The following is a 25,057-nucleotide window of genomic DNA, read 5'->3' as shown; positions in this document are numbered from 1 at the left end:
AGAAACATGGCTCGTTATACCGGCCCCGCAACAAAGAAGTCTCGTCGTCTTCGCGTCGATCTGATCGGTGGAGACGCTGCGTTCGAGCGTCGCCCCTACCCGCCCGGCCAGCACGGCCGCTCGCGGATCAAGGAGAGCGAATACCTCCTGCAGCTGCAGGAGAAGCAGAAGGCCCGCTTCACCTACGGAGTGATGGAGAAGCAGTTCCGTCGCTACTTCGAGGAGGCGAATCGTCGCACCGGCAAGACCGGTGACGAACTGCTGAAGCTGCTCGAGACCCGTCTCGACAACGTCGTGTACCGCTCGGGCATCGCGCGGACCCGTCGTCAGGCTCGCCAGCTGGTCAGCCACGGCCACTTCACCGTCAACGGTGTGAAGGTCGACGTCCCCAGCTACCGCGTCAGCCAGTACGACATCATCGACGTCCGTCCGAAGTCGCTGCAGACCGTCCCGTTCCAGATCGCCAAGGAGCTCGTCGGCGATCGTCCGGTCCCGGGTTGGCTCCAGGTCGTGCCCTCGACCCTGCGCATCCTCGTGCACTCGGTGCCCGAGCGCGCCCAGATCGAGGTCCCGCTGCAGGAACAGCTCATCGTCGAGTTCTACTCCAAGTAGTTCTTCGAGCAAGACCAGCCCGACAGCTACCTGCTGTTCGGTTCACCCTCGAGGCCGTCATATAGCGGGCGGCCAAAGGAGAAAACGAAATGCTCATCTCACAGCGACCCACCCTCACCGAGGAAGTCATCGCCGAGAACCGGTCGAAGTTCGTCATCGAACCGCTCGAGCCGGGCTTCGGTTACACCCTCGGTAACTCGCTGCGTCGTACTCTGCTCAGCTCGATCCCGGGTGCTGCGATCACCAGCATCCGCATCGACGGTGTCCTGCACGAGTTCACCACCGTCCCCGGGGTCAAGGAAGACGTCACCGACATCATCCTGAACCTCAAGGGCCTCGTGGTCTCCTCGGACGAGGACGAGCCGGTCACCATGTACGTGCGCAAGCAGGGTCCGGGCACCGTCACCGGCGCCGACATCGTGCCCCCGGCCGGTGTCACCGTGCACAACCCCGATCTGCACATCGCAACCCTGAACGACAAGGGCAAGCTCGAGATCGAGCTCGTCGTCGAGCGGGGCCGCGGCTACGTGCCGGCCGTGCAGAACAAGGCGTCGGGTGCCGAGATCGGCCGTATCCCGGTCGACTCGATCTACTCGCCGGTGCTCAAGGTGACCTACAAGGTCGAGGCCACCCGTGTCGAGCAGCGCACCGACTTCGATCGGCTCGTGCTCGACGTGGAGACCAAGAACTCGATCAGCGCGCGTGACGCGCTGGCGTCGGCGGGCAAGACCCTGGTGGAGCTCTTCGGGCTCGCCCGGGAGCTCAACGTCGAGGCCGAGGGCATCGAGATCGGGCCGTCTCCGGCGGAGGCCGACCACATCGCGTCGTTCAGCCTGCCGATCGAGGATCTCGAGCTGACCGTCCGTTCGTACAACTGCCTCAAGCGCGAGGGTGTTCACACCGTCGGCGAGCTGGTTGCCCGGACCGAGTCGGATCTGCTCGACATCCGCAACTTCGGCCAGAAGTCGATCGACGAGGTCAAGGTCAAGCTGCACGCGCTCGGCCTGTCCCTCAAGGACAGCCCGGCCAGCTTCGACCCGTCGCAGGTCGCCGGTTACGACCCCGCCACCGGTACGTGGTCGGAAGACGCGTCGTTCGACGCCGATTCCGGTGAGGATTTCGCCGAAACCGAACAGCTCTAGTCGCGTCGCCGCGGCAAGCTGTCACGCTCGCCCAAACCCTGACTTCCCGCTCGAGCGATCGGGAGTCCTCCTAGGAGAAGACAATGCCCAAGCCCACCAAGGGTGCCCGCCTCGGCGGGTCGGCCAGCCACCAGAAAGCGATGCTGGCGAACCTCGCCACCTCGCTCTTCGAGCACGGCCGCATCACCACCACCGAAGCAAAGGCCAAGCGCCTGCGCCCGTACGCGGAAAAGATCATCACCCACGCCAAGGCCGGCAAGCTGGCCAACCGTCGTGAGGTGCTGAAGGACATCCGCAACAAGGACGTCGTGCACACGCTGTTCGACGAGATCGGCCCGTTCTTCGCCGATCGCAACGGTGGCTACACCCGCATCATCAAGACGCTGCCGCGCAAGGGTGACAACGCCCCCATGGCCGTGATCGAGCTGGTGCGCGAGACCACCGCGTCGAGCGAGGCTTCGCGCGCGACCCGCGTCGCCGCCTCGAAGAAGGCCGCGGAGACCGAGAACGTGGTGGAGGCCGTCGAGGCCGACGCCACCGACGCCGAGGTCGCCAACGCCGAAGCTGTCGCCGAGGCCGTCGACGACGAGTCGACCGCCGCCATCGCCGTGGAGGCGGAAGAGGCGACCGACGCAGACGACGACAAGAAGTAGTCGACTGAGTCGAGAACTGCTGACCGAACCCGTCGGCCCGGATTCCGGTGCCGGCGGGTTCTGTCGTCTGCGCTTCGACCTCGGCTACGACGGCACCGATTTCGCCGGATGGGCACGGCAGATCGGTCAGCGCAGTGTGTGCGAGGAGCTCGAGACCCGGTTGTCGACGATCCTGCGGGTGCCGGTCCGGCTGACGGTGGCCGGGCGGACCGACGCCGGTGTGCATGCGACGGGGCAGGTCGCTCATGCCGTCATCCCGGCCTCGGCGCTGGAGACCCGGTCGATCGGCGGGGACCCGTCGACCCTCGTCGGTCGACTGGCGAAGATGTGCCCGGATGACATCCGGGTGAAAGAGGTCCGGGTGGTGCCGGACGCATTCGATGCGCGGTTCTCCGCGCTGCGACGCCACTACCGGTACCGGCTGGACGATTCGCGCTGGGGCCCGGAACCCGTGGTGGCTCGGACCACGGCGACGTGGCGCCGACCGCTCGATGTGCAAACGATGAACGCCGCGTCGTCGGAGTTGTTGGGACTGAACGATTTCGCCGCCTTCTGCCGTCGACGCGAGGGCGCGACGACGATCCGCGATCTCCAGCGTTTCGAGTGGACCCGCGACCCGGACGGTGTCCTCGTCGGTGAGGTCAGCGCGGATGCGTTCTGCTGGTCGATGGTGCGGTCGCTGGTGGGTGCCGTCGCGAGCGTCGGCGACGGCAGGCGCGACCTCGACTGGTGTCGAGGACTTCTCTCGGAGAAGGTGCGCAGCCCGCAGGTTCCGGTGGCGGAGGCCCGCGGCCTGTGTCTGGTGGGCGTCGACTATCCCGCCGACGACGAACTCGCCGCCCGCAACACGGTGACCCGCGACGTGCGCGGGTCCACCGGTTGCTGCGGCGGCTGAGTAGCCCTGCTCCCTGAGTAGCCCCGGAGCGTATCGAAGGGTCAGTTCCCGAGCTTGAGGCCGTTCTTGTCCCGGACGCTGCCGGTCAGCATCATGATGCCGTCGACGAGGGCCCAGATCGCCACGCCGAAGATCAGCACGAACCCGATCAGGAAGATCGCGGTGATGTAGCCGATGATGGTCAGGCCGAGCTGGATACCGCCGATGGTGTTGTCGCCGATGTAGAAGCGGCCGACGCCGAGGGAGCCGAGGAAGATCTGGAGCAGACCCGCGACGAGCTTCGACTTGTCCGACAGCGGTTCGCCGGTCGCGGGATCGCGACCGTACGGAGCGGTCGGGTCCGGTGCGCCGGGATATCCATAGCCCGCCGGTGCACCGTACTGAGGTGCTCCGTACTGAGGTGCTCCGTACTGAGGTGCTCCGTACTGGGGTGCTCCGTACTGGGGTGCTCCGTACTGGGGTGCTCCGTACTGGGGTGCTCCGTACTGGGGTGCTCCGTACTGGGGTGCTCCGTACTGGGGTGCTCCGTATTGGGCGGAACCGTACTGCGGCGGGGTGCCGTACTGCTGCTGGGCGTCATACCCCTGCGGCGACTGGTAACCCTCGGGCGCGCCGGGAGACGGCGGTGCCGCGTATCCCGCGCTGGGGTCGGTGCCGTGGGCCGGGCCGCCGTTCTGGGAGGTCTCCGCAGGCGGGGGCTGTTTCACGAACGGATCGTACGGCTTGTCTCCGGGGTTCTCCGGACTGGTCATCGGGGTCGTCCTCCTCGGTGTGGTCCTGCGTGGTGTCGAGCGTGCTCGGGGGTCGTGCGGTCAGGCCATCGCAGCCAGCGTGCGGGCGTAGTTGACGCGACCCGAGACGTCACCCATGGCGACCGGCGAAAAGGCCGGGATGTTGGTGACGTGCAGGAAGCCGCCCGCGCCGCGCACGGTCACCTGGATGTATCCGGTGGTACTGCGTTCCTTCATCAGCAGGAACAGCATGCTGAGAAAGCACACCATGAAGAACCCCACGATGGCCAGTACCAGACCGGTCTGTGACATCCGTTCGGTCGACACGGACATGTCGGTGACGGTCCACTGGGTGCCGGAAATGGGACAGGTGCCCGAGGGCGTGATGACGAAGTTCTGGGTGCACGTGATGTCGCCGATCACGACGAGCGGTTGCTCGGGGATCGGTCCTGCACCGTACTGGTATTGAGTCGGATCCGCCTGTGGCGCACCGTAGCCGGGCACGGCGAAACCGGGGCTCGAGTCGTACTCGGAACGTTGGTGCGGGAACGGTGTGGTGCCGTCGGGCCCGCCACCCGGGTAGGTCATGGACCCATGGTGGCACAGACCTCCGACGTGTGACGGCGGTGTGCGGGCTCACGCCCGGCGGCGGTGTGTGGGCTCAGGTCGCGTTGCGTTCGTCTTCGAACGCCTCGAGTACCTCCTCGACCGTGTCCTCGTCGCCGGTGAACTGCTCGGGATGAGCTCCCTTGGACATCAGATGACGCCAGTTCAGCGGGTCGAACACGATGGGCTCGTGCCGCGAGATGAAGTCGATGACCACTCGGCAGAAGCGTTCCGGATCGTCGTGGAACGGGAAATGTCCGGAGCCGACAAAGGTTTCGAGTTCGGAGTGCGGAATCGCCGAATGCGCGAGTTCGGCGTGGTGATACGGGATCACGATGTCCTCGTCACCCCAGACGAGCAGCACGGGGAGGCGTTCGGTGAGGTAGCTGCGGTCGAGCATCGTGACCGACTGTCCGCGCCAGTCGACCACGGCTCGCAGTGTTCGCAGGAACGCCGAACAGGCCGTCGGGTCGGCGAGGCCGCCGAGGACGCGCATCAGGTCCTCATGATCGGCGAGAAGGCGCGCGGGTGTGGCGCTCGCCGGCGCGAACGGGAGTACCGGGGCGGCCGCGGCGGCCTTCGCGGCGACCCGGAGTCCGGGTACGACGCCCGGGATCCGCAGCGCCGACAGGGCCTGGTGGACGACCGGCAGCGAGATCAGGCGCAGGGCCGGGTTGACCTCCCTGGTCACGCCGCCGGCGGCGACGAGGACCAGGCGCTCGACGAACCGCGGGAACTGATAGCAGAACTGCATCGCCACACCGCCGCCGAGGGAGTGCCCGACGACGGTGACCTTGGAGTGCCCCAGGACGACGAGGAGATCGCGCATCCCGTTGGCGAAAGCCGGGACCGAATAGTCGGCCCGGGGTTTGTCGGAAAGGCCGTGGCCGAGGAGATCCGGCGCGATGACCGTGTAGTGCTGCGCCAGAATCGGGATGACCTCGTCCCACGTCGACGAGTTGTCGCCGATGCCGTGGATGAGCAGCAGGGCGGGACCGCTGCCGGCGATCCGGTAGGCGCGACGGTAGCCGTGGATCGTGTGGTACTCGATGCGGACGTCGGTGTCGGTGACGGGTCGCAAGGACGGGCCTGGTGTCTTCGACGGACCGGGGGTCTTGGACGGCACTGTGGTTCCCCCTTCTGCTCGAGGTGTGCTGCTTTCAATCGAGTAAACCCCATCTCGTGGGAGGTCGCGCGCCGGTATGTGAGTGGGACGGATGACCAGGCCGGCCGTCGCCCGGACCTCGACCGGAATTCATCTGTTGGTCCGGTCCGAACAACCGTCTCACCTGCGCGAACCACTACTGTTGGCGCTGATGAATCCGTTCGATGTCGAATCCTTCGTGGCCACCGGTGGCCTGGTCGGTCTGTGCGTCCTGGTCTTCGTCGAGACCGGATTGCTGGTCGGCGTCGTCTTCCCCGGTGACTCGCTCCTGTTCACCGCGGGCGTCTTCGTCGCGCAACCCGACCCGTTCGCACCGGTCTGGCTGGTCATTCCCCTGGTGGCGCTGGCCGCGGTGGCGGGGGACCAGTGCGGCTACTTCATCGGTCGACGGCTGGGTCGCGGTGTCGTCGAGGGCCGGATGATGCGGAGCATCGGTCCCGAATATGTGGTGAAGACCAACGCCTTCTTCGACCGATTCGGTCCGCTGACGGTGTTTTTCGGCCGGTTCATCGGGATCGTCCGAACGCTGACGCCACTCGTCGCGGGCTTCAGCGGGATGTCGCACCGTGTGTTCACGCTGTTCAGCGTTCTGGGTAGCTTCGTCTGGGCGGGCGGGATAATCCTGGCGGGCTACCTGCTCGGCAACGTGCCGGTCGTCCGCGACAACATCGAGATCCTCATCATCGGATCTGTTTTCACGGTCGTGGTGCCGATGTTCGTGCACGCGGCGCGGCGCTGGCGGGAGACGCGACGACGGCAGCGCGCCGTCGCGCCGGTGGACTCGACCCCGTCGGAGGAACAGGTCCCGCCAGAAGCGACGTGAGATCCCGATCTATCCGAGGTAGGGATCTTCCCGCGGCAGCGTGGTACCCGAGAAATCGTCGGCGATGGTGGCCGCGAGCTCGACGAACGACCGCTTGGCGTCCTTCGACATCAGCTCGAGGTCGACGTCGGCGCCCTCCGCGAGATGGTCGTCGAACGGGATCTTGTGGACCGCACGGCACCTGGTCAGGAAGTGCTGGCCCAGCTGATCGGTGTCGATGGTCGACGACCCGGGACGCGACGAACTCAGCACGACGACGGCCCGCGACACGAGGTGTCCGAAACCGTGGGCCTCGAGCCAGTCCAGGGTCGCACCGGCGCTGCGTGCACCGTCGAGCGCCGGCGAGCTGACCAGGATGATCGTGTTGGCGAGGTCGAGGACACCGTTCATCGCCGAGTGGCTCAGACCGGTGCCGCAGTCGGTGATGATAAGGTTGTAGAACCGCTGGAGGATGGTGACGACCCCGCGGTACTCCTCCTCGTTGAACGCCTCGGCCACCGCCGGATCACGTTCGGAGGCAAGCACTTCCAGGCGGCTGGGCGCCTGAGATGTGTGAGCCCGGACATCGGAGTAGCGGTACACGTTCTGATCGGCGAGCAGATCGCGGACCGTGGACCGGGTCTGCTGCGGGATGCGCTGGGCAAGCGTGCCGAGGTCGGGGTTGGCGTCGACGGCGATCACCCGGTCACCGCGCAGGGAGGCGAAGGTCGAGCCGAGGCCGACGGTGGTCGTCGTCTTGCCGACGCCGCCCTTCAGCGACAGCACCGCGATCCGATAGTCGCCCCGCACGGGTCGGTTCACCCGTTCCAGGAGCTGCTGATAGGCGATGTCGCCCTGTGACTCGCCGGGATTTATGGCGCCGGCCGACAGGGTGTGGACCGCTCGTCGCCATCCGCGGCTCGGTGCACGACGGGCCTTGCGGATCAATGCAACTTCGTCCAGCGACGGTCCGCCCGGTGGCGGACCGTAACCCGCAGGCATCGGCTGACCCGGATATGCGGGCGCGGGGCCGGTGCCCGGGCCGAACTGTCCCGGCGGCATCTGCCCGTTCACCATCGGCGGGCCGGCGGGGCGAGCCGGGAAGTGGGCTCCGGACTCCGGGAACGACGGAGGCAGGTGAGGTGCGGGTGGGGGTGACTGGTCGAACGGGGGAGTGGGCCCGGGGTGGATGGGCGGTCCGGGCGGCGGCGTGTAGGGGTCGGCTGCCGGATGCGTGGCGGGGAACCGGCCCGGCTCGGGCGCGGGCGGAACCGGCGGTGGCGTGTACCGACCGGTGGTCGCGGGCGTGGTGCGGTCAGCGGGATTCGTCTCGGGTGGACGCGGTGCGTCGTGGCCGGGCGGCGCTGCGGAGTTCGGCGGGGTGTGGCCGGGGACCGGCGGAAAAGCGGTGTCCTGGCCGTCTTTCGACGAGGGCGGTGGCGCCGGTGCCGACGGTGGTTGCGGAGCCGGTGCGGCCTCCGGGGGAGGCGGTGCGAACTGCAGCCACGGCGGTGGTGCCGGCGCGTCGGCGCCGTTCGGCGTCGAGTTCTCGTACGTCATCGGGGAATCCTCTGGTCTTGCGGCCGGGCCGACGGGGCGAGCGGTGATCCGTGCGCGAGCACGATCACCGGCGGCATGCGAGGATCTGCTTGCACTGTGATCGACTCCGGCAGCGTCGACGAGAGTGTACCCAAGGGTGTGAGAGGATTTCGGACGAGATCCACAGTTCGTCTCACGCCTGGGTTCGAGATATCGGATTCGGTGTGTGGTGGCGTTGATCGGATTGTGGCAGGATCAGGCACTTGAATCCCAGGTGCGAGGCGGGGCGGCACCGTGGTCATGGTGAGGCATGACGCGGTGCACGGTATCTGGGAGATGGTTTCGTCGAACGAAAATTCGATGGAACCGGGAGGGACCCCGTCTGCGTCTAATTCGGCGTGAAGGGGGGTTCGGCTTCGATGAGCTACACCGAAGAGACGGCAACGTATGCCGATGACGCGCGCGACGGCGACGATCCGTGGGCGGCTGTGCATCAGTTCTCACAAGCACGTTCGCGATCTGGTGGCCTGGCCGTCCGGACAACGGCCCAAGGTCTGCCGGTTGCCGTGCACATCGCGTCCACCGAACTCGACAAACACCCCGAACTGCTGGCTGCTGACATCCTGCGTCTGTGCAAGCAGGCCGCGATGTCGGCCGGAATCCGGTTGCGGGAGAACCTGCTCGCGGCCGGAATCGATCGCGATCTCGTCAACGAGATGAAGCTGCCGCGTCCGGAGGATCTGTCCGCGGCCGAAGAGCGTGACGACGAGGAAGCCGACGCCATGACGTCGTGGTTGCGCCGATGAGCTGGGCCATGGACGAACTCGAGGCGCGTGCCGCCCGTCAGCTGGACGGACTGCGATCTTTCCAGGAGAACCTCGAGGCGATCACGGTGGCGGTGACCTCGGCCGACGGTCTGGTGACCGCCGAGGTCGACGCGAAGGGGGCCTTGATCGATCTTCGCCTCGAGCGTGGCGCGAACGAACTCGGCGCCGCACGGCTGGGTGAGCAGATCGTGGCGACTTCGGCTCTTGCCGCACAACGGGTCTACGCCCGCGTGGCGGCCGTGACCGAGGACTTCAACGAATCATTCGGCGACATGCTCGGTGCGCGTCCGGCGGGTGAATGACGTCGACCGGCCGACAGGTGGCCGACCGAGAAAGACTTGCACTCACGAGGGGGTTGTGATGACAAACGTGAAAGTGACATCCGAAGCGCTCGAAGGCTTCGCGGCGACGAATGCGGCCATGGCGTCCGCCATCGGAACGGCCGGGTCGATCGACGCCGCCGCCAACACGGCTGCGATGGTCCCGGTGTTCGGCCTCATCGGTCAGGAGTTCCTCGCGTCGTTCATCGTCGCTCAGGCCAATCACCTGATGTCGGTCGGACAGCTCGCCGCGGTACACGCCGCGACCGCCGCCTCCACGGTGGCAGGTCTCGCCGAGTACGAGGGCACCGACGCGGCGACCGCCGCGGCGATCCGTTCGGTGCTGTGACCCCGATTCCACCGTGGCCAGGCCCGCTGCCCGGCGTCCCGGACGTGCCCGCACTCGACCACATGACGGTGCAGGAGATGATCGACGCCAGTCCGCTCGGACCGATCCTCGACCGCACGGTTGCGGATGTGCTCGGGGGACTGGGACTTCCGCCCCTCCCCGCGCTGCCGTCGTTGCCGCCGATGCCGGGTCTGCCACCGATACAGCCACCGAACCTGGACATGTTCATCAAGCCGATCACCGACCTGCTCGGTGGGTTCGGCAGCGGTGATCTCAACGGGGCCGGCTTCGACCCGACGATCATCTTCGACAGCCTCACCAAGGTGCTCGAGACGTCGATGACGATGGGGCAGGGCGCACTCAAGCTCGCCGATCAGCTGTGGGCGGGCCAGGGTGCGGTCGGTGCGGCCACCAAGACTGCCGAGGCCGGAACGAACAGCACAGCCCTGGCAGCCCAGGGGTCCGGTATCTCGATCGACACCAAGACCGCCGCCGCCATCGTCGCGAAAGGGCTGGCCGTCGTCCAGGGAATCGTCGCCGCCACGGTCGCCAAGATCTCGGCTCTGGTCCCCGTCATCATGAGTCCGGCGATCGCGGTCGGGCTCAGTACGGCGGCAGTGGTCGCCGGAGCCGGGCTCGAACTGGCCACCGCGGCGGTCGCGGTGACCCGGGGAGAACTCCTCGCTCCCACGACGGCCATGACCGCGAACGGGGCGCCCGTCGCGGTCACGGGCGCGCCCAGCGCAGGTGCCGGGCAGTCCCCGTTCACCCTGGCCGGCTCGGTCCTCGACGTGGTCTCCCCGGCGGTGTCCACTGCCGTCGAACTCCCGTCCTCGTTGATGCAGCCGATCAGCAAGATGCTCGGCGTCGATCCCGATTCGGCGATCGTCGGTCCAGCTGGAATCCCGCTCACCAAGGCCAAGGCCGCCGGAGGCGGCGGCGGAGGGGGCGGCGGCGGTGGTGGCGGCGGAAGTGGTGGAGTCGGCGGCATCATGGCGCCGCTGAGCGCGTCCCGTCCGACGGTGCCGACCGGTTTCGGCGTCGGCGAGCCTGCGATGGGATCGCCGTCGGCGACGCGGGTCGTGACGACGCCGGCGGCGATGCCGATGGGCGGGGCGCCGATGGGCGCAGCCGGAGCCGGAGCGCGTGGAGCAGGCGCGGCCGAGGGGCAGCACAGCGTGCCCGATTATCTGGTCACCGAGGACAACGGGCGCGCGGTGGTCGGTGAAGATCCCGAGGTCGCACCCGCGGTCATCGGCCACGACGAGACGGCCGACACCGATTCCGGTCCGGACATCGAGCTACGGCTGGGCGTGCCCGGTCTGACACGAGACGAGGAAGTATGAGCAACACACAACTTCGCGTAGAGCCCGCCGAATTGTTCTCGGCTGCAGGTGATCTCGACAAGATCGCGGATCGACTCGAGCTGGCTCTCAACGGAGCGGGGCCGAAGCTCGCGGTTCACGCCCAGGGGCGGGATGAGGTGTCGACCGCGACCGCGGCCAGTTTCACCTCGGTGGCCCGGGAGTTCGAGAAGGACACGGCGACCGGCATTCTCGAGCTTCGCAAGATCGCCGCCCTGCTCCGGGCGCAGGCGTCCGGATTCATCGAGGGTGAAGCCGAGGCCGTCGCAGCATTCAAGACCGAGGCGTGAACCCACATACCTGACCGACCGCCGCCACCGCGGCAGTCGACTCGTACATCGCACCAGACTCGTGGACCAGCAGAGGGGAGGGACCATGACCAGCACGACCGGAGCAGGCTTCACCGGCGTCAACTGGGACGCGCGTACGAGCGAACAACTTGCCGCCGACCTCGGGGCGGGGCCGGGTCCCGCGCCACTGGTGGAAGCCGGGTTGGCGTGGGCGTCGCTCGCGACCGAGATAGGCGAGGCCGGGGTCGACTACGCTGCGGTACTCGCGCGGATGGGCGTGCACTGGCAGTCCGCACACACGAGTGCGGCGTTCGAGAAACTCACGGAGCTGGCTCCGTGGTTCGCCGACACCGCCGCCGAGGCTGCGGAGAATGCCCTGCGTGCGGAGGCGCAGGCAGCTGCGACCACCGTCGCGCGCCTGAACATGCCCAACCTCGCCGAGGTCGAGGTGGTGGCGAAGTTCCACGAGATCGCCACCAGCGCAACCGCGGTCGCGCCGATCATCGCCGGGGCCGCGGCGGAGGCCGAACGTGCTGTCGCACAGCAACGTATGCGCGCAGCCCGGGTCATGCAGACGTACGAGAACGCGACGGAACCGGTGGGCAAACCCTGGCCGTCTTCGCGCCGGGCTCCCGACCTGGTGTCCGGCGAGGCGCTCGCTTCCGAGCAGGCCGCCGCAGCTCGGGCTGCGGCGCGGGCCGAGGTCACGCCGCCGGTGACGCCTCCGATCGCGCCGATGGCCGGTGTGATGTCCGGCGCGTACGCGCCGCCCGCGGAAAAGCTCCGCTACGCACCGACGGTCGTGGCGAGCGCTGGACCCACGTCTGCGACTCCCGTTGCGGCACCCGCGAGTACGGCGACCACGCCGGGGGCCGGTGTGCCGCCACCGATGGCGCCGGGAACGGCGGCCGCCGGCGATCGTGGCGCCACCATCCGCAGCGTCTCCGTCGACTCCGAGTCGTCCGATCCCGACGATGGCCTCGCACGTGCGTCGGACGGCCTTGACGCCCCGCTCACCTGGGCCGACGTCGAAACCTCCGATCATCCTGCAGCCCACTATGTCTCGGCTCCGGCCTCCGAGTCTTCGAAGGTCGATCCGCGGTACCTGGCGGAGACGTTGTTCCTCGGTGATCACGGGGACCGCGCATGATGCCGACGACTCACGACGACCCCGTTGCGCTCGACGCGGCTGTGCTCCTTCGCCTCGGGGATCGCTTCGGCGTGCAGACCTGGCCGGTGGTGCTCGACATGCCCGTCGGTGCTGAGGACGAGTCCGCGCAGCGTGTGGCCGACCGTGAGCGCGATGCGGCCATCGCCGCCCTCGGCCTGGTGGACCATGACGAGCCCGTCCCGTGGCTGGCCACCGTTCTCCGTGTCCTCTCCCAGCCGCAACGTGAGATCGAGATCCGTTCCTTCACCGATACTGGTGTCCGCCGAATGTGCCTGGCACGCAGGGGTTATGAGCATGTTCTGGCCGAACGTGCCGGCGAACGGCTCGACCTGGCCGTCGTCGAGGTCGCCGACCTCGACGCGGTGGCCGACATCGTGCGCTCCCGGTTCGACGACGCCGCCGCATGCGAGTTCACCTCGTTCTCGGTACCCACCGACGAACTCGTCGACAGCCTCGGACGGAGTGGCACGGGTACCGAGGTCACCGACGCTCTGTACACGCTCGGCGTGCCGCTGTCCGATGCCGTCGTCATCTCCTCGGCATTCGCGTCCTGCCGGGTGCGCACCGAGATCGTCGCCTCCTCGAACGAGGACGGACGATTCTCCCAATCTTCTGGGGCCCTAGCCGTTTTCGACACCGCCCGGGGGCGGATCGTGTCGAGTCCCAGTAAGTCTCCGGACGGTCGGGTGTGGACCACCCTCTCACCGGGTTCGGGTCATCGGATCGCGCAGGCCGTGCGCCTGCTGATCGAGACCCTCCCGGACGGGACGTGGTCGACATGATCCGCATCGGGGGATCTCGCGGTCCACACCGCGAGAGACAACTGTCAGGGGTATCTGTGTCACGGATACCAACGGGGGCATCGCCAAACGGTGCCGTTACACAGGAGGACAACTCATGCTGAATCTGCCAGGTGCCAGTGGCCCCGGTGTGAAGGTCGATGTCGCGGAGGGCCAGGCCACCGCGGCCGGTGTCGGCGGGATCGTCGCCGATATGAAGGAAACGATCGATGTCATCGCGAAGCATGCGTCGAACGCGACGCCGACGTGGCAAGGCAAGGCGGGCGTGGCATTCGACGGCACACACACCGACTGGAACAAGGCCGCGAACACGATGAACCAGCTCCTCGATCAGATCAAGGCCCAGCTGACCAACGGCTTCACCGGCTACGAGGACCAGGACGCCGCCGCAGCCGGTGGCCTCAACATCACCGTCTGACCTGCTTCGCCTCTTCGAAAGGGACTTCCATGACCATCAACTACGATTTCGCGGCACTCGGTGACCTCAGTGGCGGACTGCAGCGGGCATTCAGTGAGCTCGACGCTCTCAACACGCAGCTCAAGAACCAGATCGCTGCGCTCGACGGCAACTGGAGCTCGGCTGAGGCGAAGGCGGCCTACCTCGACGCACAGATGAACTTCGACCGCATCTTCACGCAGTCGCGGGAGTCGCTGCAGTCGCTGCAGTCCGGCGTCAGCAACGCGAGCCGCATCATGTCGGACACCGACTCCTCGATCGCCAGCGGGTTCCGCTCGCTCGCCTGACCGACACCCCGACGGGGACTCCGCGGTCACCCCGCGGGGTTCCCGTCGTCTCTGCTCAATCGGGGGGCATCCGTCGACGGCATTCCGACAGGCCGACGTCAACGGACCCGCGTGACGGGTGGGTGCGATAGCGTCGGACTCCGACGTTCGTCGGGGCACCCGTGTCTCGAGGACTCAGCGCCCGACGAGGAGGTAGCAGTGGCATCTGCGAACGCCGCCGGAGAGCACCGGGAGTCCTTCACCCGGAATTCCGGCTTCATCTTCGCCGCAATCGGATCGGCGGTGGGGCTCGGCAACATCTGGCGATTCCCCGGCGTGGCCTACGAGAGTGGAGGTGGGGCATTCCTCATCCCGTATCTGGTCGCCCTACTCACCGCAGGCATCCCGGTGCTGTTCCTCGACTACGCAGTCGGTCACCGTTCCCGGGGCACCGCGCCGTTGTCCTTTCGGCGGATCAAGAAACCGGCCGAGGTGCTCGGCTGGTTCCAGACCGGCCTGCTGTTCGTCATCGGTGTCTATTACGCGGCGGTCATCGCCTGGGCCCTGAGCTATTTCTTCTTCTCGTTCAATCAGAGCTGGGGCGACGATCCCGCGGCCTTCTTCACCGGCGAGTACCTGAAGGTCGGCGACCCCGGGGTCTCCACGACCGTCGTCGGCGGCGTCGCGTTACCGCTGATCGTCGTGTGGCTGGCCGTGCTCGCCGTGCTGATGCTGGGCGTCGCGAACGGCATCGAAAAGGTCAACGTCGTCTTCATCCCGCTGCTCTTCGTCGGCTTCGCCGGGCTGGTGATCCGCGCTCTCACGCTGCCCGGTGCCGTCGACGGCCTCAATGCCCTGTTCACCCCGCAGTGGGCGGCGTTGAAGGACCTCGACGTGTGGATCGCGGCCTACAGCCAGATCTTCTTCTCGCTGTCGATTGCCTTCGGGATCATGATCGCCTACGCGTCGTTCCAGCGGCGTAAGGCGAACATGACCAGCTCCGGTCTCGTGGTCGCATTCGCGAACTCCTCGTTCGAGATCCTCGCCGGCATCGGCGTCTTCTCCGCGCTCGGCTTCCTCGCCTACCAGCAGCAGGTCGCCGTGTCCGACCTGGAAGGTCTCACCGGACCGATCCTGTCCTTCGTGACGTTCCCGGCGGTCATCTCGGAGATGCCCGGCGCCGCGTTCTTCGGTGCACTGTTCTTCGGCTCGCTGGTCATCGCCGGGTTCACGTCGTTGATCTCCTTGATGATCGGCGTGTCGAGTGCGCTGCAGGAGAAGTGGGGCCTGTCCCGGACCAAGGCCGCGGTCGGCGTGTCGGTGGTGTGCGGTCTCATCTCGGTCGGGTTGTTCTCGACCACCTCGGGTCTCATCGCCCTCGACACCGTCGACATGTTCGCCAACAACGTCGGCGTGGTCTCCTCGGCGATCCTGATGACGATCATCCTGATCTGGGTGCTGCGACGCGGAGACATGCTGCGCCACCACCTGAATGCCGTGTCGACGTTCAAGGTCGGCAAGATCTGGCTCGGGCTGGTCGGTGTGGTCGCGCCCATCTTCCTGACGATCATGCTCGTCCAGAAGGTCCGGTCGGTGATCGACGAGGGTTACGAGGGGTATCCCACCTGGTACATCAGCATCTTCGGGTGGGGCACCATCGCCCTGATCGTCGTCGGTGCCGTCGCCCTGACCCTGCCGTCGTGGAAGGGCCGCGACGAACCCGATTTCCTACCGTGGCCGCCACTGCCGGACGGTGTCCGCGGCGCCGCCCCCAATCCCACTGAGGAGGCCCTCCGATGAGTGGAGTCGCCATCGTCATGCTCCTCGTCTCCATCGGAATCGTGTGGGGAGGGCTGGTCGCGAGCATCATCTTCCTGAACCGTCGCCCCGAGGTGGAGGATCTGTTCGAGGATCCCGACCTCGTACGCGACGACGAGGAACGCGCAGCGCAGCCGCACCCGTTCCGCGACACCTGAACCGCAACGGCTGACCTGGGTCCGGCCTGGTGGTCCCATCTGAGCTCGGCCTACGACCAACCTCCGGTCAGCTAGCCTGGATGAGCTGCGATGCGCGTCACCTTCGGTCCTAGGAGGCACGATGAGTAACCCGTTCAAGCGCATCAAGTCGGTCGAGCAGTCGATCACCGACACGGACGAACCGGATACCAAACTCCGCAGAGACCTCACGGCGTGGGATCTCACCGTGTTCGGCGTCGCGGTCGTGGTCGGTGCCGGCATCTTCACCCTCACCGCCCGGACCGCGGGCAATCTCGCCGGGCCGTCGGTCTCGTTGGCCTTCGTGCTGGCCGCGATCGCCTGCGCGCTGGCCGCGCTCTGCTACGCCGAGTTCGCCTCGACCGTGCCCGTCGCCGGTAGTGCCTACACCTTCTCGTTCGCCACCTTCGGCGAGTTCGTCGCATGGGTGATCGGGTGGGATCTGATCCTCGAGTTCGCCTTGGCCGCGTCCGTGGTCGCGAAGGGCTGGTCGCTCTACCTGGGCAACATCCTCGGCTCCGCGGCATCTGTACAGATCACCGACTCGATCGGCTTCGACTGGGGCGCGGTGCTGCTGATCGCCGTGCTGACGGTGTTGCTGGCTCTCGGTACCAAACTGTCGTCGCGGGTGTCACTCGTCATCACCACCATCAAGGTCTTCGTCGTCCTGCTGGTCATCGTGGTCGGCGCGTTCTACATCAAGATGAAGAACTACGACCCCTACGTGCCGCCCGCCGCGCCGCCCGCCGAGGGCGACACCGGCCTCCACCAGACGCTCTTCTCGGCGATCACCGGTGCCGAGGGCAGCACCTTCGGCTGGTACGGCCTGCTGGCGGCGGCATCGCTGGTCTTCTTCGCCTTCATCGGTTTCGACGTCGTGGCCACGACCGCCGAGGAGACGAAGAACCCGCAGAAGGCGATGCCGCGCGGCATCCTGGGATCACTGGCCATCGTGACGGTCCTCTACGTCGCGGTCAGCCTGGTGGTGTCCGGGATGGTGCCCTACCCCGAACTGGCCGACCAGACCGATCCGGTGACCGGAGAGGTGACCGGGTCGACCCTCACCACGGCATTCGAGGCGAACGGTGTCACCTGGGCGGGCTGGGTCATCGACCTCGGCGCGCTCGCCGGCCTGACCACGGTCGTGATGGTGCTGCTGCTCGGTCAGACCCGCGTGGGATTCGCGATGGCGCGCGACGGACTGTTGCCCCGATCGCTGGCGCACACCGGCAGGCGCGGTACACCGGTGCGCTTCACCGTCGTCGTCGGCATCGTCTCGGGTGTGCTGGCGGCGTTCTTCCCCATGGGGACCCTGGAGGAGATGGTCAACATCGGCACCCTCTTCGCGTTCGTGCTGGTGAGCATCGGGGTGCTCGTCCTCCGCCGGACCCGGCCCGATCTCGAACGCGGCTTCCGGGTGCCCTTCGTTCCGCTCATCCCGATCCTCTCCATCCTCGCCTGCCTGTGGTTGATGCTGAACCTGTCCGTGGAGACATGGATCCGGTTCGTGGTGTGGATGGTGGTCGGCGTCGTCGTGTACTTCTCGTACGGATACCGGCATTCGGTCTTCGCCCGGCGCGAGCGGGGTGAGCAGATCGGAACGGCGGCGTAGCAGCCGGAGACGCCGGGCCCGACACCTGACAATGGGCTCGGCGGGCGTGGTCGGATAGCCTGGATCGAACGCATATCGCGCTGCAGACACGCGGCGTCCGACGCGAACGACAAGGGGATCAGATGACGACTGCTCAGGACGAGCTGAAGGCCGACAGCCGCAACGGGATCGACTACAAGGTGGCCGATCTGTCCCTGGCGGACTTCGGCCGCAAGGAGATCGAGCTCGCCGAGCACGAGATGCCCGGACTGATGGAACTGCGTCGTGAGAACGCAGACGTCCTGCCGCTCAAGGGTGCTCGAATCTCCGGATCGCTGCACATGACCGTTCAGACCGCCGTGCTGATCGAGACGCTTGTTGCGCTCGGCGCCGAGGTCCGCTGGGCGTCGTGCAACATCTTCTCGACCCAGGATCACGCGGCTGCGGCCGTCGTCGTGGGTCCCCACGGCACCCCGGACGAGCCCAAGGGCGTCCCGGTGTTCGCCTGGAAGGGCGAGACGCTCGAGGAGTACTGGTGGGCCGCCGAGCAGATGCTGACCTGGCCCGAGGCGGACAAGCCGGCCAACATGATCCTCGACGACGGTGGTGACGCCACCATGCTGGTGTTGCGCGGTGCCGAGTTCGAGAAGGCCGGTGTCGTGCCGCCCGCCGAGGATGATCACCCGGCCGAGTACAAGGTCTTCCTCGAACTGCTGCGCAAGCGTTTCGAGACCGACAAGAACAAGTGGACCACCATCTCCGAGTCGGTCCAGGGCGTGACCGAGGAGACCACCACCGGCGTGCTGCGGCTCTACCAGTTCGCGGCCGCCGGCGAGCTGACGTTCCCCGCGATCAACGTCAACGACTCGGTCACCAAGTCCAAGTTCGACAACAAGTACGGCACCCGCCATTCGCTGATCGACGGCATCAACCGCGGTACCGATGTCCTCATCGGCGGCAAGAAGGTGCTGATCTGTGGTTACGGCGACGTGGGCAAGGGTTGCGCGGAGTCGCTGGCCGGGCAGGGCGCCCGTGTCCAGGTCACCGAGATCGACCCGATCAACGCGCTGCAGGCCCTGATGGACGGCTACGACGTGGTCACCGTCGAGGACGCGATCGGTGACGCCGACATCGTGATCACCTCCACCGGCAATCTGGGCATCATCACCATCGACCACATGCGTCAGATGAAGCACCAGGCGATCCTGGGCAACATCGGTCACTTCGACAACGAGATCGACATGGCCGGCCTGGAGCGTTCGGGCGCCAAGCGCATCAACGTCAAGCCGCAGGTCGACCAGTGGATCTTCGACAGCGGCAAGTCGATCATCGTGCTGAGCGAGGGTCGTCTGCTCAACCTCGGCAACGCGACGGGCCATCCGTCGTTCGTGATGAGCAACAGCTTCTCCAACCAGGTCATCGCGCAGATCGAACTGTGGACCAAGAACGACGAGTACGACAACGAGGTCTACCGTCTGCCCAAGCATCTCGACGAGAAGGTCGCGCGCATCCACGTGGAGGCGCTCGGCGGCAAGCTGACGAAGCTCACCAAGGAGCAGGCCGAGTACATCGGCGTCGACGTCGAGGGTCCGTACAAGCCGGAGCACTACCGCTACTGATCGGACCCGCGTCGCAAACCCACCACTGATGGAGATATCCACCACCCGATCGGGTGGTGGATATCTCCAAAAGTGGTGGGTTTGCGGCTTTTTCGCTGTTCAGGCGCCGATGTCGGGTTCGGCGTCGGGGCAGTAGATCCACGAGCCCCGTTCCTTCAGGAACCGCTCCTTGGACTTCTCGGATTCGGTGCGCTGGTTGCCCTTCTCGAGGTGGGACACGACCTCGGACTGTGCGACGTCGCCGTCGAACACGGTCCCGAGGAAGCCGTCGACCACGATGTTGCCGTCGTCGTCGGGCGGCGGGCCGGTGATCCGGTCGCGCGATTGCGTGCAGACCGCGGCCTTCATGCGCACGACGTCACGCGCGTTGCGAGCCGACACGTAGTTCTGAAGGGCCGCTCGGATCTGGGAAAGCGCTGCGTCATCAGCGGATTCGGATTCCGATTCGTCCGCGGTGCTCGCGGAACCATCCGGCGAACCGCTCGACGAGGTGCTCGAACCCGTTGCCACGGAGGACTCGTCCGGTCCGGACGACGTCACCATGAGGGTGACCACGAGGGCGACGAGGGCCACCACGGCGACGCCGCCGGTGATCCAGGCGACGATCACGCCGGCGTTGCGCCGGGGCGGCGGGGGACCGTAGGGGCCGCCCGGAGGGCCTCCGTGACCGCCGCGCTGAGCGTATGGCCCGGGACCGTGGGCGCCGTACGGAGGCGGGGGGCCGTATGGTCCGTAGGGTGGTCGCGGCGGTGACGCGGGGGGTGTCTGCCCGGGCGGGAACTGTCCTGGACGGGGTCCGCCGGGCTGCCGCCCGCCGGGGCCCGGCCACTGGGGGCCTTCTCCGGGCCGACCGGGACCGAATGGTGGCGGCGCACCGCCGGGTGGTGGCGGTTGATAGGTCATGCGACCCTCTCCCCAGTCATTGATTCAGGCTATCGAAGTGCCGTCGTGGCGGCAGAGGCCCGTCATCGCCGGTGGCGTTCGTCCGAATGACACCTGTCTCGGGTGTCGCGCGGGCCCTGGGTCAGGGAATCAGGAGATCGGCCAGCGCGGCGATGTCCTGCCCGTCGTACCGGTACCACGGGGATGTCCAGTTGTCCTCGGCGAGCCGGCGGTACACCGCGTCGACGCGGCGCTGCAGGTCGCTGTCGCGTTCGTAGGCGTCGCGTACCCGGCTCGCATCGCCGGCGGCCCGGGTCCGGGCCCGCTGCATCGCCACCTCGGCGGGCACCCCCAGCAACACGTGTCGATCGGGTACGGGCATCCCGAACCGGCCGTATTCGAGGTCGGCGACCCATCGCACGACCTCTCCGTCGACGTCCTGTTCCAGGCGTCCGGCGTTGTAGGCCGCGTTCGACGCGACGTAACGGTCGAGGATGACGATGTCGTTGGCCTTGGTGGCCGCTGCGATGTCCTCCGCGGCATCGGCCCGGTCGAGGGCGAAGAGCAGGGCCATGGCGTACACGCTGTCCCGCAGGTCGCCGTGCGAACCGTGCAGCGCCTCGGAGGCGATGTCGGCGGTCGCGGACTTCCCGTAGCGCGGGAAGGTGAACGTCGCGATCCGCAGACCCGACGCCGTCCAGCGCTCGACCAGACCGGTGACCAACGTGTTCTTACCGGCGCCGTCGAGCCCCTCCACCGCAATCAACTGACCCACGCGGAGGAGTGTATGTGGTGGGACGAATCCGGCCAGTACGTCCGGTACGGCGCGTCATTCACCACGCTTTCATCACGATGGTGTCACCATTGAACACATGAAGCCTCGCATCCTCGTCGTCGACGACGACGCCGCTCTCGCCGAGATGCTGACGATCGTGTTGCGCGGCGAGGGTTTCGAACCCTTCGTGGTCGGTGACGGGACTCAGGCACTCACCGCGGTGCGGGAGATCCGGCCCGACCTCGTGCTCCTCGACCTCATGCTCCCGGGCATGAACGGTATCGACGTATGTCGCGTGCTGCGTGCCGACTCCGGTGTCCCGATCGTCATGCTGACCGCGAAGTCCGACACCGTCGACGTCGTGCTGGGTCTCGAGTCCGGCGCCGACGACTACATGGTCAAGCCGTTCAAGCCCAAGGAACTCGTCGCCCGTGTGCGCGCACGCCTGCGCCGGACGGACGAGGAGCCGGCCGAACTGCTCTCGATCGGTCCGGTGGAGATCGACGTCCCTGCACACAAGGTGACCCGGGACGGCGTGCCGATCTCGCTCACCCCGCTCGAGTTCGATCTGCTGGTCGCGCTCGCGCGGAAGCCGCGTCAGGTCTTCACCCGCGACGTCCTCCTCGAACAGGTGTGGGGCTACCGTCACCCGGCGGACACTAGACTCGTCAACGTGCATGTTCAGCGTCTGCGTGCGAAGGTCGAAACCGACCCGGAGAATCCCGAGGTCGTGCTGACTGTGAGGGGGGTCGGCTACAAGGCCGGCCCGCCGTGATCGGTCGTTCCCGACGACGGGTCAACAGCACCTTCGGACGCTTCACCCGCGCTGCCGGCGCTGTCGGACGTGCCTTCGGGCACATCTGGCGGCGCTCGCTGCAGCTGCGGGTCGTGGCGTCGACGCTGTCGCTGTCGGTCGTCGTGCTGCTCATCCTGGGTTTCGTGCTGGTCTCCCAGATCACCGACCGACTCCTCGACGTGAAGCTGGCGGCGGCGACCGAGGAGATCGACCGCGCCCGCATCTCGGTGGAACGCGATTTGTCCAGCGGCGCCGGCAACATGTCGGTGCAGAACCGGCTGCAGCAGACGCGGTCGCTGCTGACCGATCGTGACGCCGACACCGGACAGACCTCTGGAACCGTCGGCGCATTCGACACCGTCCTGCTCGTCCCCGGATCGTCGGGGGGCAGTGCGTCCAGCGGCGTCGGCCCGACCGCCGAGGTGCCGTCGAACCTCCGGGACATGGTCCGCGGCGGCCAGGTGGCCTATCAGTACACCCAGGTACCCAACGGTTCCGGCGGGCACGCGCCGGCGCTGATCGTGGGCACGCCGACCAACGCGTCGGTTCCCGGTCTCGAGCTGTATCTGGTCTTCCCCCTGACCGCGGAGCAGAACACCGTCGACCTCGTCCGCGGCACCCTGCTGACCGGCAGCATCGTGCTGCTCGGGTTGCTCGCGGCCATCGCCTGGCTCGTCTCGCGGCAGGTCGTCATCCCGGTGCGGTCGGCGTCCCGGATCGCGGTCCGCTTCGCCGACGGCCGCCTCAAGGAGCGCATGCCCGTGCGCGGTGAGGACGACATGGCCCGGCTCGCGATGTCGTTCAACGACATGGCGGAGAGCCTGTCCAAGCAGATCACCCACCTCGAGGAGTTCGGCGGGCTGCAGCGTCAGTTCACCTCCGACGTCAGTCACGAACTGCGGACGCCGCTGACCACGGTCCGCATGGCCTCGGACGTGCTCTACGAAGGCCGCGATGAGCTCGACCCCGTCCGGAAACGTTCGGTCGAGTTGCTGGACAAGGAGCTCGACCGCTTCGAGACGCTGCTCAACGAATTGCTGGAGATCTCCCGCCACGACGCCGGTATGGCCGAGCTGGCGGCCGAGCGGATGGACATGGCCATCCCGATCGACGGAGCTCTCGCCACGGTGCGGCATCTCGCCGAGGAGACCGGGACCGAACTCGTCCTCGATCTGCCCGCAGAACCGGTGCTCGCCGAGATCGATCCGCGCCGCGTCGAACGCATTCTGCGGAACCTGCTGGCAAACGCGATCGACCACGGCGAACGGAAGCCGGTGACGCTCACGATGCGGTCCGATGGCGACGCGGTCGCCATCACGGTCCGCGACCAGGGCATCGGGCTTCGGCCGGGGGAGGAGAAGCTGGTGTTCAACCGGTTCTGGCGCTCGGATCCGTCGCGGTTCCGCCGCTCGGGCGGCACCGGTCTCGGACTGGCCATCAGCATCGAGGACGCACGTCTTCACCAGGGCCGGCTCGAGGCGTGGGGCGAACCCGGCAAGGGTGCGTGCTTCCGGTTGACCCTGCCTCTGGTGCGCGGTCACAAGGTGCTCGGCTCGCCGTTGCCGCTGAAATCCGTCGGCTCGGCTCCTCGGACCGCCGCCAAGACGAGTGGCCGTACACCAGGCGTGGAGGCTGGTATCGAATGAGCGTCGCAGGTCGTCCGGAACACCCGCGTCGGAGTGTTCTGGGGTTCGTGATCGCCGTCGCGATGGCCACCGTCGCGATGGTGGTGGTGTCGGCGTGCGGGTCGATCCCGAGTGACTCGTCTCCGCAGCCCATCAAGTCCTTCCAGCGCGAGGGCGCCACCAACGCGGCCCCGGTGCCGCAGTCCGACATGGACCCGGAGGCCCTCGTCCGCGCATTTCTCAAGTCGACGGTCGACCCGGACTCCGGACACGACACCGCGCGTGCCTTCCTGACCCCGGTCGCCTCGCAGCAGTGGGACGACCGCGGGGACGCGCTGATCCTGGACGAGATCAGCATCTTCGTCGACCAGCGCAACGAGGACTCCGTCCGCATGCGGCTGACCGGCGACAACGTCGGCACCCTCAAATCGGACGGACAGCTGCTGCCCGCCTCGGGCCGGGTCGAGACCAGCATCAGCCTGACCCGGCAGGGCGACCAGTGGCGGATCGACGGGCCCCTGCCGAACGGGACGATGATCGACCGCGACCAGTTCGACAACACCTACCGTGCGGTCTCGCTCTACTTCTCCGACCGCACCGGCCGGCGACTGGTCCCGGACCCGCGGTGGTTCTACGCCGGGCAGGCCACCGACCCGACGGTGCTGGTCAACCGGCTCATCGCCGGTCCGGCGGCCGACCTGTCCGCCGCTGTCGACAGCGGATTCCCGAGCGGGGCGACGCTGCGCGGGCCGGTCGTGGGACTGGCCGGCGGCGGGGTACGCGTCGACCTCAACGGCATCGGCAACGCGTCGAGCCGGGATCGCGCGGTTCTGGCGGCCCAGATCGTCTGGACCCTCGACGGGGCCGACATCTCGGGGCCGTACGTGATCGACGCCGACGGTGCGCCACTGGTGGGCGAACGGGCCTCGGGGTGGCAGCCCGCCGACGTCCGGTCCTTCGATCCGAACGCGGTGCCGTCGACCGACGTCGGTCTGAACATCGTCACCGGCGGGGCGTTGCGCGCGGTGACCGACACGGGCACCGTGCCCGTGCGCGGACCGCTGGGATCGTCACGTGATGTGCGGGCGGCGACGATCTCCGACAACGGCGCGCGGGTTGCCGCGGTCCGGACCGCGAGCGACCGCCGGCTCGAATGCGTGATCGGCGACTACGGCGGCGACGTCGGTCCGATCGTCAGCGGCGTGTCCATCACCCGGCCGTCCTTCGGGGCGGACGAGAACTCCGTGTGGGTGGTCGTGGACGGCAAGCCCGTCCAGTGGCAGCGGGACGACGACGGGACCCAGACCGTCCCGGTCGAGGCGTCGTCGATCCCGACCGTGGCGCGCGGGGCCATCACCGAGATGCAGGTCGCACCGGACGGCGTCCGTGCGGCGCTCGTCGTCGGCGGGCAGATCGTGTTCGCGGTGCTGTCGACGAACGCCGAGGGGCAGGTGTCGCTGACAAGTCCGCGCATCGCGGCCTACAACGTCGGCAATCGTGCGGTGTCGCTGGACTGGGCGTCGCCGACGACGCTGGTCATCGCGCGGGAGGCACCCGAGTCCCCGGTCGTGCAGCTGTCGATCAACGGCACCCCGGCGGTCGGCCTGCTCAGCGGCAACGTGTCGCCACCGGTGCGGGCCGTGGTGGCGAACTCCTCGACCATCTACGTCGGGGATCAGCGTGGCGTGCTCCGCCTCGGCAGCAACAACGGGCAGCCCGACCAGTACTGGACCGAGGTCGAACCGGCCATGATCGCTGGCGCCATCCCGGTTCTGCCCTGATCTCT

The 25,057-nt window shown here is 67.5% G+C and carries 27 protein-coding genes; 21 read left to right on the top strand and 6 right to left on the bottom strand.

All coding sequences use genetic code 11. The features are described 5' to 3' along the window. Positions 1-6 precede the first annotated feature (6 nt). The 4 genes from rpsD (at position 7) to truA (ending at position 3,302) form a co-directional block, all read left to right on the top strand. Entirely contained in the window at positions 7-612 is a 606-nt protein-coding gene (rpsD, locus tag IHQ52_RS21495) for a 30S ribosomal protein S4 (protein ID WP_005197585.1), read from the top strand. 89 nt (positions 613-701) lie between these two features. Then, positions 702-1,754 carry a DNA-directed RNA polymerase subunit alpha gene (locus IHQ52_RS21490; RefSeq protein WP_005197582.1) on the top strand — a complete coding sequence of 351 codons (1,053 nt, stop codon included), beginning with the start codon at positions 702-704 and terminating at the stop codon, positions 1,752-1,754. An 83-nt stretch (positions 1,755-1,837) separates the two neighbouring features. Beyond that, positions 1,838-2,407, top strand: coding sequence for a 50S ribosomal protein L17 (gene rplQ, locus IHQ52_RS21485; RefSeq protein ID WP_006434601.1), 570 nt, complete (start codon positions 1,838-1,840; stop codon positions 2,405-2,407). Positions 2,408-2,426: 19 nt separating this feature from the next. Next, entirely contained in the window at positions 2,427-3,302 is an 876-nt protein-coding gene (gene truA / locus IHQ52_RS21480; protein WP_182156182.1) for a tRNA pseudouridine(38-40) synthase TruA, read from the top strand. A 41-nt stretch (positions 3,303-3,343) separates the two neighbouring features. Here the strand turns inward: truA and IHQ52_RS21475 are convergent, their stop codons facing one another. From IHQ52_RS21475 to IHQ52_RS21465, 3 genes are all read right to left on the bottom strand, one after another. Next, positions 3,344-4,054 carry a TM2 domain-containing protein gene (locus tag IHQ52_RS21475; RefSeq protein WP_096274492.1) on the bottom strand — a complete coding sequence of 237 codons (711 nt, stop codon included), beginning with the start codon at positions 4,052-4,054 and terminating at the stop codon, positions 3,344-3,346. A gap of 60 nt (positions 4,055-4,114) precedes the next feature. Further along, entirely contained in the window at positions 4,115-4,621 is a 507-nt protein-coding gene (locus IHQ52_RS21470; protein WP_096274490.1) for a hypothetical protein, read from the bottom strand. A 73-nt stretch (positions 4,622-4,694) separates the two neighbouring features. Then, complete coding sequence (locus IHQ52_RS21465; protein ID WP_096274488.1) at positions 4,695-5,765, bottom strand: alpha/beta fold hydrolase; 1,071 nt, start codon at positions 5,763-5,765, stop codon at positions 4,695-4,697. A gap of 190 nt (positions 5,766-5,955) precedes the next feature. Here IHQ52_RS21465 and IHQ52_RS21460 point away from each other — a divergent pair, with 190 nt between their 5' ends. After that, positions 5,956-6,627, top strand: a complete 672-nt coding sequence (locus IHQ52_RS21460) for a DedA family protein (RefSeq protein WP_040004493.1) — start codon at positions 5,956-5,958, stop codon at positions 6,625-6,627. A gap of 9 nt (positions 6,628-6,636) precedes the next feature. Here IHQ52_RS21460 and IHQ52_RS21455 read toward each other — a convergent pair whose 3' ends face one another. Further along, positions 6,637-8,166 (bottom strand): MinD/ParA family ATP-binding protein, encoded by a 1,530-nt coding sequence (locus IHQ52_RS21455; RefSeq protein ID WP_006434595.1) that lies wholly within the window; start codon positions 8,164-8,166, stop codon positions 6,637-6,639. A gap of 398 nt (positions 8,167-8,564) precedes the next feature. Here IHQ52_RS21455 and IHQ52_RS21450 point away from each other — a divergent pair, with 398 nt between their 5' ends. From IHQ52_RS21450 to ahcY, 13 genes are all read left to right on the top strand, one after another. Beyond that, a complete protein-coding gene (locus IHQ52_RS21450; protein WP_006434594.1) occupies positions 8,565-8,951 on the top strand; it encodes a hypothetical protein in 387 nt (128 codons plus the stop codon). An 8-nt stretch (positions 8,952-8,959) separates the two neighbouring features. Beyond that, positions 8,960-9,274: a YbaB/EbfC family nucleoid-associated protein gene (locus tag IHQ52_RS21445; RefSeq protein WP_006434593.1), complete on the top strand. Its 315-nt coding sequence runs from the start codon at positions 8,960-8,962 to the stop codon at positions 9,272-9,274. A 58-nt stretch (positions 9,275-9,332) separates the two neighbouring features. After that, positions 9,333-9,641, top strand: a complete 309-nt coding sequence (locus tag IHQ52_RS21440; RefSeq protein WP_006434592.1) for a type VII secretion target — start codon at positions 9,333-9,335, stop codon at positions 9,639-9,641. Then, on the top strand, positions 9,638-10,987 hold the full coding sequence (locus IHQ52_RS21435; protein WP_096274484.1) for a hypothetical protein: 1,350 nt from the start codon (positions 9,638-9,640) through the stop codon (positions 10,985-10,987). The genes IHQ52_RS21440 and IHQ52_RS21435 overlap by 4 nt, the downstream gene beginning before the upstream one ends. Beyond that, entirely contained in the window at positions 10,984-11,295 is a 312-nt protein-coding gene (locus IHQ52_RS21430) for a PE family protein (RefSeq protein WP_096274482.1), read from the top strand. Before IHQ52_RS21435 ends, IHQ52_RS21430 begins: the two co-directional genes overlap by 4 nt. 85 nt (positions 11,296-11,380) lie before the next feature. Continuing rightward, positions 11,381-12,445, top strand: a complete 1,065-nt coding sequence (locus IHQ52_RS21425; protein ID WP_096274480.1) for a PPE domain-containing protein — start codon at positions 11,381-11,383, stop codon at positions 12,443-12,445. Beyond that, positions 12,442-13,248, top strand: a complete 807-nt coding sequence (locus IHQ52_RS21420; RefSeq protein WP_096274479.1) for an ESX secretion-associated protein EspG — start codon at positions 12,442-12,444, stop codon at positions 13,246-13,248. Before IHQ52_RS21425 ends, IHQ52_RS21420 begins: the two co-directional genes overlap by 4 nt. Positions 13,249-13,363: 115 nt before the next feature. Continuing rightward, entirely contained in the window at positions 13,364-13,684 is a 321-nt protein-coding gene (locus IHQ52_RS21415) for a WXG100 family type VII secretion target (RefSeq protein WP_006434587.1), read from the top strand. 29 nt (positions 13,685-13,713) lie between these two features. Further along, positions 13,714-14,010, top strand: coding sequence for a WXG100 family type VII secretion target (locus tag IHQ52_RS21410; RefSeq protein WP_006434586.1), 297 nt, complete (start codon positions 13,714-13,716; stop codon positions 14,008-14,010). A 198-nt stretch (positions 14,011-14,208) separates the two neighbouring features. Continuing rightward, complete coding sequence (locus IHQ52_RS21405; protein WP_096274477.1) at positions 14,209-15,789, top strand: sodium-dependent transporter; 1,581 nt, start codon at positions 14,209-14,211, stop codon at positions 15,787-15,789. Beyond that, complete coding sequence (locus IHQ52_RS21400) at positions 15,786-15,965, top strand: methionine/alanine import family NSS transporter small subunit (RefSeq protein WP_006434584.1); 180 nt, start codon at positions 15,786-15,788, stop codon at positions 15,963-15,965. The genes IHQ52_RS21405 and IHQ52_RS21400 overlap by 4 nt, the downstream gene beginning before the upstream one ends. A 121-nt stretch (positions 15,966-16,086) precedes the next feature. After that, complete coding sequence (locus tag IHQ52_RS21395; protein WP_006434583.1) at positions 16,087-17,595, top strand: amino acid permease; 1,509 nt, start codon at positions 16,087-16,089, stop codon at positions 17,593-17,595. Positions 17,596-17,717: 122 nt separating this feature from the next. Continuing rightward, the gene (gene ahcY / locus IHQ52_RS21390; protein WP_006434582.1) at positions 17,718-19,193 is read left to right on the top strand and encodes an adenosylhomocysteinase; all 1,476 of its coding nucleotides are present in this window, start codon (positions 17,718-17,720) and stop codon (positions 19,191-19,193) included. A gap of 99 nt (positions 19,194-19,292) precedes the next feature. Here the strand turns inward: ahcY and IHQ52_RS21385 are convergent, their stop codons facing one another. Together IHQ52_RS21385 and IHQ52_RS21380 are read right to left on the bottom strand one after the other, a co-directional pair. Then, positions 19,293-19,802, bottom strand: a complete 510-nt coding sequence (locus tag IHQ52_RS21385; protein ID WP_006434581.1) for a hypothetical protein — start codon at positions 19,800-19,802, stop codon at positions 19,293-19,295. 415 nt (positions 19,803-20,217) lie between these two features. Beyond that, on the bottom strand, positions 20,218-20,850 hold the full coding sequence (locus tag IHQ52_RS21380) for a dTMP kinase (protein WP_006434580.1): 633 nt from the start codon (positions 20,848-20,850) through the stop codon (positions 20,218-20,220). Between the two features lie 97 nt (positions 20,851-20,947). On the opposite strand from IHQ52_RS21380, the gene mtrA reads away from it, so the two are divergent. The 3 genes from mtrA to lpqB are packed head-to-tail and all read left to right on the top strand — an operon-like array spanning position 20,948 to position 25,052. Beyond that, a complete protein-coding gene (gene mtrA, locus IHQ52_RS21375; RefSeq protein ID WP_004023513.1) occupies positions 20,948-21,625 on the top strand; it encodes an MtrAB system response regulator MtrA in 678 nt (225 codons plus the stop codon). Next, positions 21,622-23,292, top strand: a complete 1,671-nt coding sequence (gene mtrB / locus IHQ52_RS21370) for an MtrAB system histidine kinase MtrB (RefSeq protein ID WP_006434578.1) — start codon at positions 21,622-21,624, stop codon at positions 23,290-23,292. Before mtrA ends, mtrB begins: the two co-directional genes overlap by 4 nt. After that, entirely contained in the window at positions 23,289-25,052 is a 1,764-nt protein-coding gene (lpqB, locus tag IHQ52_RS21365; RefSeq protein WP_006434577.1) for an MtrAB system accessory lipoprotein LpqB, read from the top strand. The genes mtrB and lpqB overlap by 4 nt, the downstream gene beginning before the upstream one ends. Positions 25,053-25,057: the final 5 nt, after the last annotated feature.

The organism is Gordonia amicalis (assembly GCF_022059885.1).
GTDB classification, from domain to species: Bacteria; Actinomycetota; Actinomycetes; order Mycobacteriales; family Mycobacteriaceae; genus Gordonia; species Gordonia amicalis.
Note: the sequence above shows the minus strand (reverse complement) of the source record. Positions and strands in the feature narration are given on the sequence as shown.

Excerpts from the sequence above, each read along its gene's own strand:
- rpsD (WP_005197585.1), top strand. The coding sequence starts at position 7 with ATGGCTCGTTATACCGGCCCCGCAACAAAGAAGTCTCGTCGTCTTCGC.
- IHQ52_RS21430 (WP_096274482.1), top strand. The coding sequence starts at position 10,984 with ATGAGCAACACACAACTTCGCGTAGAGCCCGCCGAATTGTTCTCGGCT.
- IHQ52_RS21425 (WP_096274480.1), top strand. The coding sequence starts at position 11,381 with ATGACCAGCACGACCGGAGCAGGCTTCACCGGCGTCAACTGGGACGCG.
- IHQ52_RS21440 (WP_006434592.1), top strand. The coding sequence starts at position 9,333 with ATGACAAACGTGAAAGTGACATCCGAAGCGCTCGAAGGCTTCGCGGCG.
- IHQ52_RS21475 (WP_096274492.1), bottom strand. The coding sequence starts at position 4,054 with ATGACCAGTCCGGAGAACCCCGGAGACAAGCCGTACGATCCGTTCGTG.
- IHQ52_RS21460 (WP_040004493.1), top strand. The coding sequence starts at position 5,956 with ATGAATCCGTTCGATGTCGAATCCTTCGTGGCCACCGGTGGCCTGGTC.
- IHQ52_RS21490 (WP_005197582.1), top strand. The coding sequence starts at position 702 with ATGCTCATCTCACAGCGACCCACCCTCACCGAGGAAGTCATCGCCGAG.
- IHQ52_RS21400 (WP_006434584.1), top strand. The coding sequence starts at position 15,786 with ATGAGTGGAGTCGCCATCGTCATGCTCCTCGTCTCCATCGGAATCGTG.
- IHQ52_RS21410 (WP_006434586.1), top strand. The coding sequence starts at position 13,714 with ATGACCATCAACTACGATTTCGCGGCACTCGGTGACCTCAGTGGCGGA.
- IHQ52_RS21445 (WP_006434593.1), top strand. The coding sequence starts at position 8,960 with ATGGACGAACTCGAGGCGCGTGCCGCCCGTCAGCTGGACGGACTGCGA.
- mtrA (WP_004023513.1), top strand. The coding sequence starts at position 20,948 with ATGAAGCCTCGCATCCTCGTCGTCGACGACGACGCCGCTCTCGCCGAG.
- ahcY (WP_006434582.1), top strand. The coding sequence starts at position 17,718 with ATGACGACTGCTCAGGACGAGCTGAAGGCCGACAGCCGCAACGGGATC.
- IHQ52_RS21395 (WP_006434583.1), top strand. The coding sequence starts at position 16,087 with ATGAGTAACCCGTTCAAGCGCATCAAGTCGGTCGAGCAGTCGATCACC.
- lpqB (WP_006434577.1), top strand. The coding sequence starts at position 23,289 with ATGAGCGTCGCAGGTCGTCCGGAACACCCGCGTCGGAGTGTTCTGGGG.
- rplQ (WP_006434601.1), top strand. The coding sequence starts at position 1,838 with ATGCCCAAGCCCACCAAGGGTGCCCGCCTCGGCGGGTCGGCCAGCCAC.
- IHQ52_RS21455 (WP_006434595.1), bottom strand. The coding sequence starts at position 8,166 with ATGACGTACGAGAACTCGACGCCGAACGGCGCCGACGCGCCGGCACCA.
- IHQ52_RS21415 (WP_006434587.1), top strand. The coding sequence starts at position 13,364 with ATGCTGAATCTGCCAGGTGCCAGTGGCCCCGGTGTGAAGGTCGATGTC.
- IHQ52_RS21470 (WP_096274490.1), bottom strand. The coding sequence starts at position 4,621 with ATGACCTACCCGGGTGGCGGGCCCGACGGCACCACACCGTTCCCGCAC.
- IHQ52_RS21450 (WP_006434594.1), top strand. The coding sequence starts at position 8,565 with ATGAGCTACACCGAAGAGACGGCAACGTATGCCGATGACGCGCGCGAC.
- IHQ52_RS21420 (WP_096274479.1), top strand. The coding sequence starts at position 12,442 with ATGATGCCGACGACTCACGACGACCCCGTTGCGCTCGACGCGGCTGTG.